Origin of the sequence: Pantoea sp. 22096 (assembly GCF_052045955.1) — a bacterium.
Taxonomy (GTDB): domain Bacteria; phylum Pseudomonadota; class Gammaproteobacteria; order Enterobacterales; family Enterobacteriaceae; genus Pantoea; species Pantoea alfalfae.
On the sequence record NZ_JBQEPW010000001.1, the window covers coordinates 246,673 to 260,264 of the forward strand.

Here is a 13,592-nt window from a genome sequence, read left to right on the forward strand (position 1 = left end):
CATCTGATATGTGGAAAGCGTTACATCAGCTGGCCAGGCCTGAGCGGCTTTATCAATTTTCGGGGCGACTGGTGCCCTGGTTTGCCGTTGCAGGGCTGGCGTCGTTGCTGCTGGGCTGGGTATGGGGATTCGGATTTGCCCCTGCTGACTATCAGCAGGGCGACAGTTTTCGTATCATGTATATCCATGTACCCGCGGCGATGTGGTCGATGGGCATCTATGCCTCAATGGCTATCGCTGCCTTTACTGGTCTGGTGTGGCAGATGAAAATGGCCGATCTGGTCTCTGCCGCCATGGCTCCGGTGGGCGCGGTTTTTACCTTTATTGCGCTGGTCACCGGGTCCGCCTGGGGCAAGCCGATGTGGGGCACCTGGTGGATCTGGGATGCGCGTCTGACCTCGGAACTGGTGCTGCTGTTCCTCTATATGGGTGTGATTGCGCTTTATCACGCTTTTGATGACCGCCGCACCGCAGGCCGGGCCGCCGGAATTCTGATTCTGGTCGGCGTGGTCAATCTGCCCATCATTCACTTCTCGGTGCAGTGGTGGAATACCCTGCATCAGGGCTCATCAGGCATTCTTCAGCAGGCAATTGCGCCGGTCATGCGCACGCCGCTCCGCTGGGCGATTCTCGGTTATCTGCTGCTGTTTATCACGCTGACGCTGATGCGGCTGCGCAACCTGATCCTGTTAACTGAACGTCATCGTCCCTGGGCGATAGATGTGGCGAAGCAGGGAGAGCAGGCATGACCCCGGCATTTACCTCCTGGTACGCCTTCTTTGCGATGGGGGGCTACGCCTTCTTCGTCTGGCTGGCGGTTATCTGCACGCTGCTTCCGCTTATCGGCCTGACGCTGCATACCCTGTTGCTGCGACGTCGCCTGCTGGCTGAGATTCGCCAGCGCGAGGCGCGGGAACGCCGCATCCGGGCGGCGAAAACGAAAAAAGCCGCGGCTGAAGCGGCAGGAGAGACATTGTGAATATCCGTCGACGCAACCGTCTCTATGCGGCAGTAGCGATCCTGCTCGGCCTCGGCCTGGCCACCGCGCTGGTCATGTATGCGCTACGCTCAAACATCGATCTGTTCTATACCCCGGGTGAAATCCTCTACGGCAAAGGCGAGGCGCACGAGAAGCCGGAAGCGGGTCAGCGGTTGCGCGTCGGTGGCATGGTCATGCCCGGCAGCGTCCGGCGCGATCCCAATACCCTGGCGGTATCGTTCAAACTTTATGATGCGCGCGGTGTGGTCAGCGTCAGTTTTGAAGGCATCCTGCCGGATCTGTTCCGGGAAGGGCAGGGCGTTGTCGCACAGGGCGTGCTGGCGGCGGGCAACCAGGTGATCGCCAAAGAAGTGCTGGCGAAACATGATGAGAAATACACGCCGCCGGAGATTGAAGACGCCATGAAAAGTAATCACATCGGCCCGCAGTCGTTATATCAGGCGGGAAATAAATCCTCATGATGCCTGAAATCGGAACCTTTCTGCTCTGCCTGGCGCTGGGGCTTTCGCTGCTGCTGAGCAGTTATCCGCTGTGGGGCGCGGTGCGCCAGGATGCCCGCCTGATGGCAATGGCGCGTCCGCTGGCCTGCGGCCTGTTTGTCTGCATCGCGGCGGCGTTTGCGCTGCTGGTCTGGGCCTTTATCAGCAACGACTTTACCGTTGCCTATGTCGTCACGAACTCCAACAGTCTGCTGCCGGTCTACTACCGCATCGCCGCCACCTGGGGCGCGCACGAAGGTTCACTGCTGCTGTGGGTGCTGCTGCTCAGCACCTGGACACTGGCGGTGGCGATCTTCAGCCGCGGGATGCCGCAGGATGCGCTTGCGCGCGTGCTGGCGGTCATGGGAATGATTAACCTCGGCTTCCTGCTGTTTATCCTGCTGACCTCCAATCCGTTTAGCCGCACGCTGCCGGACTTTCCGATAGACGGGCATGATCTGAATCCGATGCTGCAGGATATCGGTCTCATTTTCCATCCGCCGCTGCTCTATATGGGCTACGTCGGCTTCTCGGTGGCGTTTGCCTTTGCCATCGCCTCACTGATGGCCGGACGGCTCGATACCGCGTGGGCGCGCTGGTCGCGTCCCTGGACGACGGCGGCCTGGATCTTTCTGACGATTGGTATCGTCCTTGGCTCGGCCTGGGCCTATTACGAACTGGGCTGGGGCGGCTGGTGGTTCTGGGACCCGGTTGAAAATGCCTCATTTATGCCGTGGCTGGCGGGCACGGCCCTGATGCACTCGCTGGCAGTCACCGAAAAGCGCGGCACCTTTAAAGCCTGGACCGTGCTGCTGGCGATTACGGCGTTTTCGCTTAGCCTGCTGGGGACATTCCTGGTACGATCCGGCGTGCTGGTGTCAGTGCATTCTTTTGCCTCCGATCCGGCGCGCGGGATGTTCATCCTTGCGTTTCTGGTGATCGTTATCGGCAGTTCACTGCTGCTCTACGCCATTAAAGGCGGGCAGGTGCGTGGCCGGGTTCAGAATGAAACCTGGTCACGGGAATCGTTCCTGCTGGGTAATAACGTGCTGCTGATTGCCGCGATGCTGGTGGTGCTGCTTGGCACGCTATTGCCACTGGTGCACAAGCAACTGGGGCTGGGCAGCATTTCGGTCGGTGAACCCTTCTTCAACACGATGTTCAGCTGGCTGATGGCACCGTTTGCTTTGCTGATGGGGATCGGCCCGCTGGTGCGCTGGCGTCGCGATGAACCGCAGAAGCTGGCAAAACGGCTGGCGCTGGCGCTGATTGTCACTCTGGCCTGTTCCATGATCGTTCCCTGGTGGCTGCAGGATCGCATCGAAGCGATGACGGTGGTGGGTCTGCTGATGTCGCTCTGGATTATCGTGCTGACGCTGCTGGAACTGCATGAGCGCGCCACCCATCGTCATCCGTTCTTTGTGGGTTTACGTCACCTGTCACGCAGCCACTGGGGCATGGTGCTGGGCCATCTTGGCGTGGGTGTGACGGTGATTGGCATTGCCTTCAGTACGCAGTACAGCGTGGAACGCGACGTGCGGATAAAAGCGGGTGATAGCGTCGATATTCATCATTATCACTTTGTCTTCCGTGGCGTGCAGAATCTGCAGGGGCCTAACTACAGTGGCGGCATGGGCATTATTGATGTCACACGCAATGGCAAACATGAAGCGACGCTGCAGGCGGAAAAACGCTTTTATACCGCCGCCCGCACCATGATGACCGAAGCGGCGATTGATGGCGGTTTCAGCCGCGACCTTTACGCGGCGCTGGGAGAGGAGCTGGAGGATGGCGGCTGGGCCGTACGCATCTACTACAAACCCTTTGTCCGCTGGATCTGGTTCGGTGGTGCGCTGATGGCGCTGGGTGGGCTGTTCTGCCTGTTTGATCCCCGTTACCGTTCGCGCAAAAAAGCGGGCCCGGAGGCACGGACATGAACAAGAAAATCCTGTTTATTCCCCTGATGCTGTTTCTGCTGCTGGCGGCCGCGCTGCTGTGGCAGCTGACGCGTAATGCCGATGGTGACGATCCGACCCGTCTTGAATCGGCTCTGATTGGCAAACCGGTGCCGCTGTTCCGGCTGGAAGCACTGGATCAGCCGGGCAAAACGTACGATCAGCGCGTGCTGACGGATGGCAAACCGATATTGCTCAACGTCTGGGCGACCTGGTGTCCGACCTGCCGCGCTGAGCATCACTATCTGAATACGCTGGCGGAGCAGGGCATTCGTGTCGTCGGGTTGAACTATAAAGACGATCGTCAGAAGGCGGTTAACTGGCTGAATACGCTGGGCAATCCCTATGCGCTAAGTCTCTACGACGGCAACGGCATGCTGGGGCTGGATCTCGGCGTCTATGGCGCGCCGGAGACCTTCCTGATCGACGGTAAAGGGATCATCCGTTATCGCCACGCGGGCGATCTCAATGCGCGCGTCTGGGAGCAGGAAGTGAAACCCTTGTGGATAAAATACAGTGCGGAGGCGGGATCATGAAAATGCTGTTTCTGCTCTGCGGCCTGCTGTTCAGCATCAACCTGTGGGCAAGCATCGACACGCTGCAATTTGACTCGGAGGCTCAGGAAGAGCAATACCGCGATCTGACCGCGTCACTGCGCTGTCCGAAATGCCAGAATAACAGCATTGCCGACTCGAACGCGATGATTGCCGCCGACATGCGACTGAAAGTCTATCAATTGATGAAGCAGGGCCAGAGTCGCCAGCAGATTATCGACTACATGGTGGCGCGTTACGGCAACTTCGTCAGCTATTCGCCACCGGTCACGCCTTCTACCCTGATTCTGTGGGCGGGTCCCGCGCTGTTTGTGCTACTGGGTGGCGCCGTGATCATTCTGCGCAGTCGTCAGCGCAAAACCCGCAGTGAACTGGATGAAGATGAGCAACAGCGTCTTAATGCGCTACTGAAGTCAGACAGGAAGCCGTAATGAGTGCATTCTGGATTACCCTTTTTTTGTTGCTACTGGCAGCCTGCACGCTGTTTCTGGCGGCAGGCTGGCGGCAACGTCAGGCGAGCGCCGGCGATCGCGATCGCCTTAATCAGCGTTTCTATCATCAGCGTATAGATGAGCTGGCGCAGGATGAAGCGCAGGGCGTCGTTGCTGAGCGTCCGCTAATGGAGCGGGAGCTACAGCAGGCACTCCTGGCGGATATTCCGCCAGCACAGACGCTGCGGTCACACAGCAGCCGCCGCTGGATTCTGCTGCCAGGTTTGATCGTACTGGTTGCGGTTTCGCTGGGGACTTATCTGAAAACCGGCGGACTGGCACAATACACCGGCTGGATGCAGGTGCAGCAGGCGTATCCTGAGCTGCGCGCCCGTCTGATGGACCCCGGCGCAAAATCGCTAAGCATGGAGGAGCTGGCGCGTTTACAGCTCGGATTGCGTACCGCGTTGCAAACCGAACCGGATAATCTGGCCGACTGGACAATGCTGGGACGGCTCGGCATGGTGCTGAATAATGCGGAGATTGCCAGCCAGGCCTTTGAGCATGCACTACAGCTGGCCCCCAACGATCTGGCGCTGAAGCAGGATTATGCAGAGGTGCTGACAAGATCCGTCGATCCGCAGGATAACCGTCAGGCGTCACTGCTGCTGCAATCGTTGCTTAAAGCTGATCCGCAAAACCTGCGGACGCTGAGCCTGCTGGCGTATAACGCTTACGGTCAGCAACAGTATGATCAGGCTATTGATGCATGGCAGACTCTGCTGGGTCTGTTGCCTGCCGGTGATTCGCGACACGCGATGATCGCCCGCAGCATTGAAAAGGCCCGAAGCGACGCCGGGCAGCAGAGTCGTCAGCTGGCGCTGACAGTGACGCTGACCCCAGAGGCAGAAAAAATGTTACCGCAGGACGGAGTGTTGTATATTTCGGTTTCTGACGGGGATTCACCGGTACCGGTGGCGGTTAAGCGTATGCCACTCAGCCACTTCCCGCTGACGCTGACGCTGGATGACAGCAATGCCATGATGCCGAATCGCCTGCTTTCGGCGCAGCATCAGGTTGAGGTTCGGGTGCGGATTTCCCGCGATGGCAGCGCCAATCCGCAGCCAGGCGACTGGCTGGGTCTGAGCGCGGTGACGCCCTGGGATGGGCATCAGCCGATCGCGGTGGAGATCAATAAGCAGCTACCCTGAACGTCAAAATGATAACGTTAGAAATGATGCGTGCCATTGCCTGCTGCCTCTGGCACAAAGTCAGCTATGCTCATCGGATAAGCCGATACGACAGGGCTGTGACCTGAACGATGGGCTGACCTTTTTCATCCGCACAGGGAGATTGGAATGAATTATCGCCTGACCAGCCTGGCTGTCGCCAGCGTCCTTCTGGTGGGTTGTGCCAGTTCAAAGCCGGCGAATAGCGATCCTGCGCAGCGCAGCGATCCATTTGAAGGCTTTAACCGCACGATGTTTAACTTTAACTACAACGTGCTGGATCCGTACGTGCTTCGTCCGGTCGCTGTGGCCTGGCGTGATTATGTGCCGGTCCCGGCACGTACCGGGCTGAGCAATTTCCTCGGCAACCTGGAAGAGCCAGCCAGTATGGTCAACGCCATTCTGGTCGGTAACGGACGTGATGCGGGTATTCACTTTACCCGTTTCTTCCTGAACAGCGTGCTGGGACTGGGCGGTTTCATTGACGTTGCCGGCAAGGCGAACCCGGAACTGGCGCGTGAAGAGCCGCACCGTTTCGGTACCACGCTTGGTCACTATGGCGTCGGCTACGGGCCTTATGTTGAGCTGCCTGCTTACGGCAGCTTCACGGTGCGTCAGGATGGCGGCGACTACGTTGATACGCTTTATCCGATCCTCGGCTGGCTGACCTGGCCAATGTCGATTGGTAAATGGACGCTTGAAGGGATTGAGACCCGCGCGCAGCTGCTGGACTCTGATGCAATCCTGAAACAGCAGAGCGATCCGTACGCCTTTATCCGTAACGCGTACTTCCAGCGTCACGACTTCCTGGCACGTGGCGGCAAGCTCAAGCCGGAAGATAATCCTAACGCAGCCGCGATTCAGGATGACCTGAAGGATATTGACGCCGAGTAATCGCCCGCGCTGAGCAGCCAGGGATGGCGGTTTTGCGTCTTTGTGCAAGGCGTATGCTCCCTGAACCATTAAGCGATCCACGTCCATAAAAAAGGGCGACTCACCAGAGTCGCCCTTTATGATCGTACCATCCAGTCAGAACTTGTAATTAAAGTTCGCACCGTAGAGCCAGGCCTTACCTTCAGAGGTAAAGGTATAAGGCCCTTCTTTCACCGTCACTTTCTGTCCGTGCATATAAGAGATGCCTAAATCAACCGAGGCATCATCGTTAAAGGCATAAGACGTACCCGCACTCAGCCATAAACGATCCTGGTCCGGAATAGAGATAGAGCGCTTATCGGCCGGAACCGGGCTGTCATCAAACGCAATACCGGTGCGGAACGTCCAGTTCTTGTCGTAGGAATAGGTTGTGCCCAGTGCAATGCGGTAGGCATCGTGGAAGCTTTCATCTTTATAGAATAGCGTCTGGCCGTTAGAACCGGTGGCTTTCAGCTCCTGGAACTGGCTCCAGCTGGTGTACGCCATGCTGTAGTGAACCGCCCACTGCGGTGCCACTTTATGCCAGCCCGATACTTCCCACATCTCTGGCAGATTCAGGGTTAACGCGCCAGGAACGGTGGTACCATTGGTGCCAAACGGCACACCTGACACTTCCGGATTATTCACTGCATTCAGTCGGGAAGAGAGGCTGCTTTTGTAATCGCCATCGAAGTCGACTTTCACTTCTGAACGATAGGTAAAGCCGAAGCGGTTATTCTCATCCACTTCATACAGGACACCGGCGTTCCAGCCATATCCCCACTCATCGCCTTTCAGATGGGCAACCTGCGTATCAGCCGGAACGCCCAGTCTTGCGCCTGACTCACCGGCATAGCGTTCAATTTTGGCTTTGGCATAAACCGCATCAAAACCGACGCCAAAACTAAAATGTTCATTTAAACGGTACGCGGTGCTGAGATTAAAATTGCCGGTCACCAGATCGGTTTTACCGCCGTAACCCCCCGCGGTGTAGCCATTATTAAACTCTGTTGCTAAGCCATAGTTAGAGGTTGCAGACGCGCCGATCCACCACTGATCGTTGATGGGCTGGACATAATGAATATTGGGAACCCACTGATTCGGGGCAATATTATTAGCATCCAGGCTGCGTCCGCTGGGACTGCGACCACTAATATTGACATCTGGCGCAATATAGACCGCACCGAGTGAAAATTCCGGACGATCCATTAATGCCATCGTCGCCGGGTTACGGCTGGCTGATGCCGCCGTATCGCCCATTGCCCCTTCGCCTGAATATGCGCGACCTAAACCAATCGTAGAAAACTCATTTAACTGAAACCCAGCTGCGTAAACGTGTGAAGAGACAAGCGCCACTGCAGCCGCCACGGCTGACTTTGCAAACAGGTTTTTATGGTTCATGACCACAACCTCATGTGAATTATTATTTAACGCTATAACGTCGCGTAACAAAGGACGGCGGATTGTAGGGACTGATGTAAAACGCACATATCAGACCAGTGCGGAGAGTATAGGTCCGACCTGTGTGCATGTTGCAATATTGTTTTTAAAATATTTCAGGTTTGATCGTTTAAAATTCGATCTGCATAACAAAACAGCCCTGATTCTGCACAGCATACCGATTCCAGTTTGTTCTGGATCAATTTTTATTGTGATATTCGTCACTTAGCGCCATGTACATGGCGCATCTTTACGCGAGCAGGTAAAATTTCGGCCATAAAATCGCTCAACCCACCAGATCGCTGGTCAGGAGAATGAAATGACTGATGCCATTAAAAAATGCAGTGCGACCGAAACAGCAGCCTGTTGTTGTGTTGATGTGGGCACGGTAATGGATAATACCGATTGCACCGCCAGCTGGTCGGAGTGGTTTGCTCAGCGTGCCGATGCGGAAGCCAAATTAGCTCTCCTCACCGAACGTGCACGTGAAGTTGAATCGGAACCCTGTGTGATTGAGTCGCGCTTCAGTGAGATGAATCAGGGTGTGCAGCTGGATATCGATTTTACTTTCAGCTGCCAGGCTGAAACGATGATTTTTCAGCTCGGTTTGCGTTAAGTCTCATAACGCCGCATTAATGCGGCGTTTTTCATTTTCGTGTTTCTCTTCGCACTTTTTCCTTTCCGGTATTGGCGGCTCACCCGCTTGTGGTTAACACTGATCAGGTCAGACCTCTTCAGGCAATGATGCCACAGTCCCAGCCACAGGTGAGAACAATGAGCAAAGCGCAGCCGCTGCTGACGCGTGATGGTGAACGCATCGCAATAACCCACGGGTTACGCACCCCTTTTGTGCGCCAGGCGACCGGCTTCCATGGCATTCCCGCCATTGAGCTGGGACGGATGGTGGTCAGCGAATTAATGGCGCGCAGTGAACTGCCGGCTGAGGTGATCGAGCAACTGGTCTTTGGTCAGGTGGTGCAGATGCCGGAAGCGCCGAACATTGCGCGTGAAATTGTATTAAGCAGCGGGCTGAGTGTGCATACCGATGCCTACAGCGTCAGCCGTGCCTGCGCCACCAGCTTTCAGGCGGTAGCGAATGTGGCAGAAAGTCTGCTGGCGGGCACCATCTCTGCCGGTATTGCCGGTGGCGCAGACTCTTCGTCGGTGTTGCCGATTGGGGTCAGTAAAACGCTGGCCCGCGCGCTGGTGGATCTCAATAAAGCCCGCAGCTTCGGTCAAAAACTGCACATCCTGCGGCGTCTGCGTCCGCGTGATCTGCTGCCGGTCCCGCCTGCAGTGGCGGAGTATTCGACCGGCCTGCGTATGGGCGACACTGCGGAGCAGATGGCTAAGCGTCACGGCATCACTCGCGAAGCACAGGATGCGCTGGCGCTGCGATCCCATCAGCATGCCGCCAGGGCCTGGCAATCCGGGGTACTGAATCAGGAAGTGATGGCAGCCTTTGTGCCGCCGTGGAAAACCGCTATTGACCAGGACAATAACGTCCGTATGAATGCCAGAGCAGAGGATTACGCCCGGCTGCGTCCGGCGTTTGATCGTCAGCACGGTAGCGTCACGGCGGCCAACAGCACGCCTCTCACCGACGGCGCGGCCGCCGTGATTCTGATGCGCGAAGGCCGCGCCCGTGAACTGGGTGTCACGCCGCTGGGCTATCTGCGCAGCTACGCGTTTACCGCGATTGGTGTACAGCAGGATATGCTGCTGGGTCCGGCGTACTCCTCACCACTGGCACTGGATCGCGCCGGAATCACGCTGGCCGATCTGACGCTAATTGATATGCATGAAGCGTTCGCGGCCCAGACCCTGAGCAATCTGCAACTTTTTCGCGACGAGCGCTTTGCCCGCGAGGTGCTGAACCGTGCTCATGCGCTGGGCGAAGTGAATGAAGAGCGCTTTAACGTGCTGGGCGGTTCAATCGCTTATGGTCATCCTTTTGCCGCCACGGGCGCGCGCATGATCACCCAGACGCTGAATGAATTACGCCGTCGCGGTGGCGGGTTAGGACTGGTCACGGCGTGTGCGGCGGGCGGTCTGGGTGCGGCAATGGTTCTGGAGGCCGAATAATGGATCAGAATGCGTTTCACCTGAAGATGCGACTTGATCACGTTGGCATCATTACAATCGATGTCCCTGGCGAGAAGATGAACACCCTGAAAGCAGAATTTGCCGGGCAGATCACCGCCATCATTGCAGAGGCGCGACGCGATCCGCAGCTGGCAGGCCTGGTACTGATTTCGGGCAAAGCGGACAATTTTATCGCTGGCGCGGACATCAGCATGATCGATCGCTGTCAGAGCGCACAGGAAGCCGAAGCGCTGGCAAAACAGGGTCAGGAAGTGATGGCTGCGCTTGATGCGCTGCCATTCCCGGTAGTAGCCGCAATCCATGGTGCCTGCCTGGGCGGCGGGCTGGAGCTGGCGCTGGCCTGCGATGCGCGTATCTGCTCGCTGGATGAGAAAACCCGCCTGGGTTTGCCGGAGGTGCAACTCGGCTTACTGCCCGGCTCCGGAGGTACCCAGCGACTGCCTCGGTTAATTGGCGTGCAGCAGGCGCTGCCGCTGATTCTGACCGGCAAGTCGTTGCGGGCGAAACAGGCCCGTAAGCTGGGGGTGGTTGATGATGCGGTGCCGCAGGCGATTCTGCTGGAGACGGCTATCGCGCGGGTGAAAAAGGGCAAGGTCAGTGGACGCACGCTGCCGCTGCGCGACCGTCTGCTGCACGGGCCGGTTGGCCGTCAGGCACTATTTACACTCGCAACCCGCCAGACTGCAGCCAAAACCCAGGGTAACTATCCGGCGGCAAACCGCATTATTGAGGTGGTGCGCATCGGGCTGGAGAGGGGCAGCCGGGCCGGACATGATGCTGAAGCGCGTGCCTTCGGTGAGCTGGCAATGACGCCGGAATCTGCGGCGCTGCGCGGGCTCTTTTTCGCGACCACGGCCATGAAGAAGGAGCGGGGCGGTGAGGCGGAACCCGCTGCGGTGAAGGGTGTCGCGATTCTCGGCGGCGGTCTCATGGGCGGTGGCATCGCCAGCGTCACCGCAATCAACGCCGGATTACCGGTACGCATCAAAGATATCAGCCTGGAAGGCGTTAACCATGCGCTGAAAACCAGCTGGGATCTGCTGAGCAAAAAGGTCAAACGACGCCAGCTTACTCCGGCACAGCGTCAGCAGCAGATGGCTCGTATCACGGGCGGCATCGATTACCAGGGGTTCTCGCAGCGCGATGTGGTGATCGAAGCCGTGTTCGAAGATTTAGCACTCAAGCAGCAGATGGTCAGCGAAGTGGAAGCCCACTGTCAGCCGCATACGCTGTTTGCTTCTAACACCTCGTCGCTGCCGATTGAAGAGATTGCCGCCAAAGCACAGCGTCCGGAAAACGTCATCGGCCTGCACTACTTCAGCCCGGTCGATAAAATGCCGCTGGTGGAAGTGATTCCCCATCTGAACACCTCCACCGCAACGGTAGTGACCATTGTGGCGCTGGCGCGCAGCCAGGGCAAAACGCCGATAGTGGTAGCGGACAAGCCGGGTTTCTATGTTAATCGCATCCTGACGCCCTATATAAATGAAGCGATGCGTTGCCTGCTGGAGGGCGAGCCGATTGACCATATCGATCGGGCGCTGGTGAAGGCTGGTTTTCCGGTCGGTCCGATTCAGCTGCTCGATGAGGTTGGCATCGACGTCGGCAGCAAAATCAGTCCCATCCTGCATCAGGCTTATGGTGAACGCTTTGCCGCACCCGCTGCTTTTGACGCGGTGCTCAAAGATGGCCGCAAGGGACGTAAAAACAGCAAAGGCTTTTATCGTTATGACCAGCCGCGCTGGCAGCGTAAAAAGCCGGACACCTCGCTGTATACGTTGCTGAAAGTCACGCCGCAGGCAAGACAGAGTGAAGCGCAGATTGCAGAACGCTGCATGATGATGATGCTGAATGAGGCGGCCCGCTGCCTTGATGAGCAGGTCATTCGCTGTGCCCGCGATGGCGATATCGGTGCTGTGTTTGGTATCGGCTTTCCGCCTTTCCTGGGGGGGCCGTTCCACTACATGGACAAACTAGGTGCGGCGGAGGTGGTCAACCGCTTAACCCGCCTTACGCAGCAGCATGGCGATCGATTTACGCCCTGCGAAGCGCTGGTTGAGGCGGCCAGAGAATAGACGAAATTTTACATTTCTGCTGTAAATGGAATAACCAATCCGATTCAGCGGGTTAGGAAAGCGCCGCCAGAGTGTGCGGCGCAGCATGATTCTGAGAAGCGCTTATTTAATAAACAACCGGTTGACTATACTGAAGCCATTAGGGTAAAACACAGCGTTCATTCGCAGAGTGAAGAGTCAGGCGCCAGGCGTCGGGCGATGTCGACAAACAACAGCGGTGCTTTATGCAAGTTTTTATCATGCGTCACGGCGATGCGGCTCTGGAAGCAGCCAGTGATTCAGTCAGGCCTTTAACCTTATGTGGCTGCAATGAATCACGCCAGATGGCCAACTGGCTCAACAGCCAGACGCCAGACATTGAGCGTGTCCTGGTGAGTCCCTATTTACGCGCGCAGCAAACCCTCGCGACCGTGCGTGAAGCTTTTCCCCTGCCGGAAAACCAGGATGTTCTGCCGGAGTTAACGCCGGGCGGCGATCCGGAAATGGTCGGGTGCTATCTGCAGACCCTGGCAAACGAAGGTGTGAAATCGGCGCTGGTGATCTCTCATTTACCATTGGTGGGGTATTTAGTCTCTGAACTGTGCCCGCAGGAAGCCCCCCCCATGTTTGCCACTTCCGCTATTGCCTGCGTGGAATTCGATCCCGCGCAGCATGCCGGTAAACTACTGTGGCAGGTCAGTCCCAAAAAGTTGGCGAAAGCGATCTGACGTCTTTGGGCCGATCCTCCCGGCCCCTATCAGGGCAACTCAGGCGGTTGCCACTCCTCAACCTCAATTAAAACCAGCAGCGCGGCGTCACCGCCAAACAGCTTCGGCGCCTGGTGAAAAGCCATCACCCACGGATGCTGGGCCAGCCACAGCGGCGTCTGCTGCTTCAGAATATGCTTTCCATGACCGGTCATAACGCTGGCGCAGAACAGATGTTCACGGCGGCAGGCGGCGATCAGTGCGCCCAGTTCCTGCTTGGCCTGCTGCTGCGTTAAGCCATGCAGATCGAGGAAAATCTCCGGCGTATAGTCGCCACGACGCAGTTTTTTCAGCTCAAAGTGGCTGACATCGGCACGCACGTAGCGGGTGGCTCCTTCGGTGGAGAGCAGCGGCTGGAACTCATCCGAAAAGTAATGGCTGTTGTCCGCCTGCTCTGAAAGCAGTCGTTTTACCGGCAATACGCGGGTTTTAACCGGTAATTTATGCACGAAAGTATCTTGTTTCAACTGACGCGTGCCAGTCATTAACTGTCGAAACAGCGCCTGGTCATCCGGGCTTAAGGGTGTTTTTTTACTCATGACGGGTCAGTTATCTAAGAAAAGCCTGCTACACAGCATAGGCGATACCTTACCGATTAATGTCATTAAATGTCAGCTTTTTCACCTTGCTGCGCTGAATTCTCCCCGGCTTCATGGCACACTACT

Annotated in this window: 14 protein-coding genes; 12 read left to right on the forward strand and 2 right to left on the reverse strand. The window is 57.0% G+C overall.

The window, feature by feature from the left end; genetic code table 11:
• The first annotated feature begins 8 nt into the window (after positions 1–8).
• From ACTJKZ_RS01175 to mlaA, 8 genes are all read left to right on the forward strand, one after another.
• Complete coding sequence (locus ACTJKZ_RS01175; RefSeq protein WP_161733446.1) at positions 9–749, forward strand: heme ABC transporter permease; 741 nt, start codon at positions 9–11, stop codon at positions 747–749.
• On the forward strand, positions 746–979 hold the full coding sequence (gene ccmD, locus ACTJKZ_RS01180; RefSeq protein WP_161733444.1) for a heme exporter protein CcmD: 234 nt from the start codon (positions 746–748) through the stop codon (positions 977–979). The genes ACTJKZ_RS01175 and ccmD overlap by 4 nt, the downstream gene beginning before the upstream one ends.
• Complete coding sequence (gene ccmE / locus ACTJKZ_RS01185; protein WP_161733442.1) at positions 976–1,461, forward strand: cytochrome c maturation protein CcmE; 486 nt, start codon at positions 976–978, stop codon at positions 1,459–1,461. Before ccmD ends, ccmE begins: the two co-directional genes overlap by 4 nt.
• Positions 1,458–3,416 carry a heme lyase CcmF/NrfE family subunit gene (locus ACTJKZ_RS01190; protein WP_440829108.1) on the forward strand — a complete coding sequence of 653 codons (1,959 nt, stop codon included), beginning with the start codon at positions 1,458–1,460 and terminating at the stop codon, positions 3,414–3,416. The genes ccmE and ACTJKZ_RS01190 overlap by 4 nt, the downstream gene beginning before the upstream one ends.
• A complete protein-coding gene (locus ACTJKZ_RS01195) occupies positions 3,413–3,970 on the forward strand; it encodes a DsbE family thiol:disulfide interchange protein (RefSeq protein WP_161733438.1) in 558 nt (185 codons plus the stop codon). The genes ACTJKZ_RS01190 and ACTJKZ_RS01195 overlap by 4 nt, the downstream gene beginning before the upstream one ends.
• Positions 3,967–4,419, forward strand: a complete 453-nt coding sequence (locus tag ACTJKZ_RS01200) for a cytochrome c-type biogenesis protein (RefSeq protein WP_222925176.1) — start codon at positions 3,967–3,969, stop codon at positions 4,417–4,419. Before ACTJKZ_RS01195 ends, ACTJKZ_RS01200 begins: the two co-directional genes overlap by 4 nt.
• A complete protein-coding gene (gene ccmI, locus ACTJKZ_RS01205; protein WP_440829109.1) occupies positions 4,419–5,630 on the forward strand; it encodes a c-type cytochrome biogenesis protein CcmI in 1,212 nt (403 codons plus the stop codon). Before ACTJKZ_RS01200 ends, ccmI begins: the two co-directional genes overlap by 1 nt.
• A gap of 147 nt (positions 5,631–5,777) precedes the next feature.
• On the forward strand, positions 5,778–6,542 hold the full coding sequence (gene mlaA / locus ACTJKZ_RS01210) for a phospholipid-binding lipoprotein MlaA (protein WP_137229673.1): 765 nt from the start codon (positions 5,778–5,780) through the stop codon (positions 6,540–6,542).
• A 135-nt stretch (positions 6,543–6,677) separates the two neighbouring features.
• On the opposite strand, the gene fadL is transcribed toward mlaA, so the two are convergent.
• Entirely contained in the window at positions 6,678–7,961 is a 1,284-nt protein-coding gene (gene fadL, locus ACTJKZ_RS01215; protein WP_161733434.1) for a long-chain fatty acid transporter FadL, read from the reverse strand.
• 358 nt (positions 7,962–8,319) lie between these two features.
• On the opposite strand from fadL, the gene ACTJKZ_RS01220 reads away from it, so the two are divergent.
• The 4 genes from ACTJKZ_RS01220 to sixA all read left to right on the forward strand — a co-directional run bounded on the left by ACTJKZ_RS01220 (position 8,320) and on the right by sixA (position 12,888).
• Positions 8,320–8,616 (forward strand): YfcZ/YiiS family protein, encoded by a 297-nt coding sequence (locus tag ACTJKZ_RS01220; RefSeq protein WP_440829110.1) that lies wholly within the window; start codon positions 8,320–8,322, stop codon positions 8,614–8,616.
• A gap of 158 nt (positions 8,617–8,774) precedes the next feature.
• Positions 8,775–10,085: an acetyl-CoA C-acyltransferase FadI gene (gene fadI, locus ACTJKZ_RS01225; protein ID WP_440829111.1), complete on the forward strand. Its 1,311-nt coding sequence runs from the start codon at positions 8,775–8,777 to the stop codon at positions 10,083–10,085.
• Positions 10,085–12,181, forward strand: a complete 2,097-nt coding sequence (gene fadJ, locus ACTJKZ_RS01230) for a fatty acid oxidation complex subunit alpha FadJ (protein WP_253419491.1) — start codon at positions 10,085–10,087, stop codon at positions 12,179–12,181. The genes fadI and fadJ overlap by 1 nt, the downstream gene beginning before the upstream one ends.
• Before the next feature lie 224 nt (positions 12,182–12,405).
• Complete coding sequence (gene sixA, locus ACTJKZ_RS01235; protein WP_013358611.1) at positions 12,406–12,888, forward strand: phosphohistidine phosphatase SixA; 483 nt, start codon at positions 12,406–12,408, stop codon at positions 12,886–12,888.
• 29 nt (positions 12,889–12,917) lie between these two features.
• Here the strand turns inward: sixA and smrB are convergent, their stop codons facing one another.
• The gene (gene smrB / locus ACTJKZ_RS01240; RefSeq protein ID WP_440829112.1) at positions 12,918–13,466 is read right to left on the reverse strand and encodes an endonuclease SmrB; all 549 of its coding nucleotides are present in this window, start codon (positions 13,464–13,466) and stop codon (positions 12,918–12,920) included.
• Positions 13,467–13,592: the final 126 nt, after the last annotated feature.

Excerpts from the sequence above, each read along its gene's own strand:
- mlaA (WP_137229673.1), top strand. The coding sequence starts at position 5,778 with ATGAATTATCGCCTGACCAGCCTGGCTGTCGCCAGCGTCCTTCTGGTG.
- smrB (WP_440829112.1), bottom strand. The coding sequence starts at position 13,466 with ATGAGTAAAAAAACACCCTTAAGCCCGGATGACCAGGCGCTGTTTCGA.
- ccmI (WP_440829109.1), top strand. The coding sequence starts at position 4,419 with ATGAGTGCATTCTGGATTACCCTTTTTTTGTTGCTACTGGCAGCCTGC.
- ccmD (WP_161733444.1), top strand. The coding sequence starts at position 746 with ATGACCCCGGCATTTACCTCCTGGTACGCCTTCTTTGCGATGGGGGGC.
- ACTJKZ_RS01175 (WP_161733446.1), top strand. The coding sequence starts at position 9 with ATGTGGAAAGCGTTACATCAGCTGGCCAGGCCTGAGCGGCTTTATCAA.
- ACTJKZ_RS01200 (WP_222925176.1), top strand. The coding sequence starts at position 3,967 with ATGAAAATGCTGTTTCTGCTCTGCGGCCTGCTGTTCAGCATCAACCTG.
- ACTJKZ_RS01220 (WP_440829110.1), top strand. The coding sequence starts at position 8,320 with ATGACTGATGCCATTAAAAAATGCAGTGCGACCGAAACAGCAGCCTGT.
- fadI (WP_440829111.1), top strand. The coding sequence starts at position 8,775 with ATGAGCAAAGCGCAGCCGCTGCTGACGCGTGATGGTGAACGCATCGCA.
- ACTJKZ_RS01195 (WP_161733438.1), top strand. The coding sequence starts at position 3,413 with ATGAACAAGAAAATCCTGTTTATTCCCCTGATGCTGTTTCTGCTGCTG.
- ACTJKZ_RS01190 (WP_440829108.1), top strand. The coding sequence starts at position 1,458 with ATGATGCCTGAAATCGGAACCTTTCTGCTCTGCCTGGCGCTGGGGCTT.
- sixA (WP_013358611.1), top strand. The coding sequence starts at position 12,406 with ATGCAAGTTTTTATCATGCGTCACGGCGATGCGGCTCTGGAAGCAGCC.
- fadL (WP_161733434.1), bottom strand. The coding sequence starts at position 7,961 with ATGAACCATAAAAACCTGTTTGCAAAGTCAGCCGTGGCGGCTGCAGTG.
- fadJ (WP_253419491.1), top strand. The coding sequence starts at position 10,085 with ATGGATCAGAATGCGTTTCACCTGAAGATGCGACTTGATCACGTTGGC.